We start from the raw sequence: 3,116 nt of genomic DNA, 5'->3' as shown, positions 1-3,116 counted from the left end.
GCTGTCCGGGCGGGCCGCGGCCACCCCCGGCTGCGCGGCGATCCGGGCCGTCAGCGCCGCGTCCACCCGGGCCCGGTCGGGGACGGGCTGCTCCTCGGTGTCGGTGTCCTCGCCCTCCCGGAAGGTGATGCCGACGGTCGGGTCGGCGGCCACCACGACGGGGGCGTCCGCGTACCGGCCGGCCGGCACCGAGGCCGTGATGCCGGTCTGCAGCAGGGTGCCGCAGGCCGTGATCACGGCGGCGGCGAAGAACAGCGCGACGAAGGTCCCGACGAAGGAGGCGGGACGGAAGCGCACCGAGGCGCGGGCGAGTCCGTTGCTCATGCCGCCGCCTCCAGCGGGCGGGCGGTCAGCGACACCATCCGGTCGGCGACGGTCTTCGGGTCCGGGTGGTACAGCTCGTCGGCGAGGGCGCCGTCGGCCAGGAACACCACCCGGTCGGCGAAGGAGGCCGCCACCGGGTCGTGGGTGACCATGACGACGGTGGCGCCCATGGTGTCGACCGCGTTCCGCAGCAGGCCGAGCACCTCGTGCGCGGTACGGGTGTCCAGCGCGCCGGTCGGCTCGTCCGCGAACACCACGTCCGGGTCGGTGATCAGCGCCCGGGCGATCGCCACCCGCTGCTGCTGGCCGCCGGACAGCTGCCCGGGCCGGCGTCCGGCGTGCTCCCCGAGGCCGACCCGGGCGAGCAGCTCACGGGCCCGGGAGCGGTCCTGGCGCTCGCCGGCCAGACGCAGCGGGAGCAGCACGTTCTGCAGCACCGTCAGCGAGGGCAGCAGGTTGAAGGACTGGAAGACGAACCCGATCCGGCCGCGGCGCAGCTTGGTCAGCCGGTCCTCGCTCAGCCGGGTGATCTCCTCGCCGCCCAGGTGGACCTCGCCGGCGGTCGGGCGGTCCAGGCCGGCCGCGCACTGGAGGAAGGTGCTCTTGCCGGAGCCGGACGGTCCCATCACGGCGGTGAACGTGCCCCGGCCGAGCGCCAGGTCGATGCCGCGCAGCGCGTGCACGGCCTCGGCGCCGCGGCCGTAGCTGCGCCGGACGCCCCGCAGTTCGATCGCGACGTGCGCGGCCGGGTGGCCGGTCGGCTCGGGCCGGGGGCTGGTACGGCGGGGTGACATGGTGGGCCTTCCTTCGTGGATCGTCGCCTGTGGTCGACGTGTTCCAGGCTAGGAAGACGGGGTGCGGCGGACCATGGAGTCCGCTGGCGGACGTGGGGTGGGGTTATCCCCCCGGGTGTCCTCCGGGCCGCCCGAGGGTGGCGCCGGGCCACCGGGATGGCCGGGGTCCGTTCGGTGCCGGGCCCGCGCGGTCCTGGTGGCGGGTCAGACCTCCTCGCCCGGCACACCTTCGTAAGCGGCGCGCAGCTCCGCGACGACCGGGTGGGCGGGGTCGAAGGAGGTGCCGTCGATCGCCGCGATCGGGCGGACGCCCGCGCCCGCGTTGAGGGCGACGGCGGCGACGAAGCGGTCCAGGCCGTCCGGGGCGAGCGGCTCGCGCCGCTGCGGTCCCCGGTGGGCACGCGCGAGCAGGGCGGCGGTGACGCCGGGCAGCTCGGCGTCGGTGTCCGGCCGGACCAGCGTGCGGCCGTCGTACAGGGCGAGGTTCCAGGTGGCGCCCTCGGCGAGGCGGCCGGCGCCGTCCAGCAGCAGGGCGTCGTCGTAGCCGTCGAGCTGGGCGAGCCGGCGCTGGTGCAGCAGGCCGAACAGGCCGACGTGCTTGACCTCCGGCAGCTCGCGCCGGTACGCGGTGGTGCGGACCCGCAGCGGGCCGGGCGCGGCGGCCGGCGCGGGGCGGGTGGTGACCAGCAGGTGGGGCGTGGCGGGGGCGGCGGGGCGCTCCAGGCCGAGCGCCGGGTCGAACACGGTCACCCGGACGATCGTCGGCGCGCCGTCGGCGGGGAGCACCCGGCGGATCCGGGCCCGGACCTCCGCGGGGTCCAGCTCGGCGCCGAAGACCGTGCGGCAGTCGCGAACCAGGCGGTCCAGGTGGAGCGCGAGGCCGCGGGCGCGGCCGGACTCGGCGCGCAGGGTGGTGAAGTGGCCGTAGTTGAGCAGGCCCAGGGCCGCCAGCCGGGCGGGGTCGGCGGGGACGCCGTCGATCTCGATCTCTGCCATGGCGTCGAGTCTCCCAGGGGCGGTGCCCGGCGGAGTCCCCGCCGGGCACCGCGCCGAGTGACAGCGGTCCGCCCGACAGCCGTCCGCCCGGGTGCCGCAGCCTGCCGGTCGGGGCACGGGCAGGAGGCCGGGAGCAGCCGGGGGAGCGGTCAGAGAGCGGTCGCCGCGGGCTCCTCGGACCCGGGCACGGCCTTCCCGCCGCCGGCGATCGGCGGCCCGTCGACGTACCAGTTGTTCCAGGTCCCGTTCTGGCTGCGGTCCCGGGACCACATGTGGTTGTAGTCGCTGCCGCGCGAGGTGATGGTGAAGGCGCCGCCGAGGGTCTGACGGGTAATCACGACCTTGCTGGTGAAGTAGCCGCCCAGGGAGGTCCAGCTGCTCAGCTTGTGGGAGCTGCCGCTCGTCCAGCGCGTCCACACCGCGTTGTCGGTGCCGATCACGAAGATCTCGCTGTTCCCGTCCTGGAAACCGAAGTACGTCACGCCGTCACGGAAGTCACCGCCGCACAGGAAGCTGCCGCCGAACTGCTTGTCGCTGCAGCGCGCGGGGATGTTGATGTCACCCGCCGAGGCGGGAGCCGCACCCAGACCGATTCCGGCGAGGGCGGCGAGGGCCGCGACGGCGGCCTTGATCTTGTTCATGTCTGCTCCTGGTCGGTCGGGGCGGGGCCTCGTCGACCGCCCGGTGGTGCCGGGGCGGTGCGACGCGTCGGGCGGCCGCCCGACGGACCCTCACCGGTAGCAACGGGAGCGGCGGTCGATCGAGTTCATCGCCCGCCCGTCCAATGCCCGCGAACGCGGGGCCCCGACCTGCCGAGCGGTCGACCACGGGTACACCGTGGGGGCGGACAGGTCGCCGTCGGCGGCCGTTCGTGCCTGCTCGGACAGCGGGGGTCCCGCATCGCGTCACCGATCACCAATCGGACAGAGCTGTCCGATCAGCTGCTCAGCACATCGAAGAGGCGCACCTCAGGGTGCCACCGCGCCGGGGCGGGGGGCGGGG

Annotated in this window: 3 protein-coding genes and 1 pseudogene; all 4 read right to left on the bottom strand. The window is 75.4% G+C overall.

The window, feature by feature from the left end; translation table 11 throughout:
- Nucleotides 1-324, bottom strand: a pseudogene (locus BI06_RS50195) (ABC transporter permease); the annotation flags it as partial.
- Nucleotides 321-1,118 carry an ABC transporter ATP-binding protein gene (locus BI06_RS02155; protein ID WP_051740129.1) on the bottom strand — a complete coding sequence of 266 codons (798 nt, stop codon included), beginning with the start codon at nt 1,116-1,118 and terminating at the stop codon, nt 321-323. The gene BI06_RS02155 and the pseudogene BI06_RS50195, both read right to left, overlap by 4 nt.
- A 204-nt stretch (nt 1,119-1,322) precedes the next feature.
- Nucleotides 1,323-2,114, bottom strand: coding sequence for an aminotransferase class IV (locus BI06_RS02150; RefSeq protein WP_043464585.1), 792 nt, complete (start codon nt 2,112-2,114; stop codon nt 1,323-1,325).
- Nucleotides 2,115-2,263: 149 nt separating this feature from the next.
- On the bottom strand, nt 2,264-2,755 hold the full coding sequence (locus BI06_RS02145; protein ID WP_051740128.1) for a hypothetical protein: 492 nt from the start codon (nt 2,753-2,755) through the stop codon (nt 2,264-2,266).
- Nucleotides 2,756-3,116 lie beyond the last annotated feature (361 nt).

Source organism: Kitasatospora sp. MBT66 (assembly GCF_000710405.2).
Lineage (GTDB): Bacteria > Actinomycetota > Actinomycetes > Streptomycetales > Streptomycetaceae > Kitasatospora > Kitasatospora purpeofusca.
Note: the sequence above shows the minus strand (reverse complement) of the source record. Positions and strands in the feature narration are given on the sequence as shown.

Bases quoted from the DNA above. Each gene is read 5' to 3' on its own strand.
- BI06_RS02155 (WP_051740129.1), bottom strand. From the start codon at position 1,118: ATGTCACCCCGCCGTACCAGCCCCCGGCCCGAGCCGACCGGCCACCCG.
- BI06_RS02150 (WP_043464585.1), bottom strand. From the start codon at position 2,114: ATGGCAGAGATCGAGATCGACGGCGTCCCCGCCGACCCCGCCCGGCTG.
- BI06_RS02145 (WP_051740128.1), bottom strand. From the start codon at position 2,755: ATGAACAAGATCAAGGCCGCCGTCGCGGCCCTCGCCGCCCTCGCCGGA.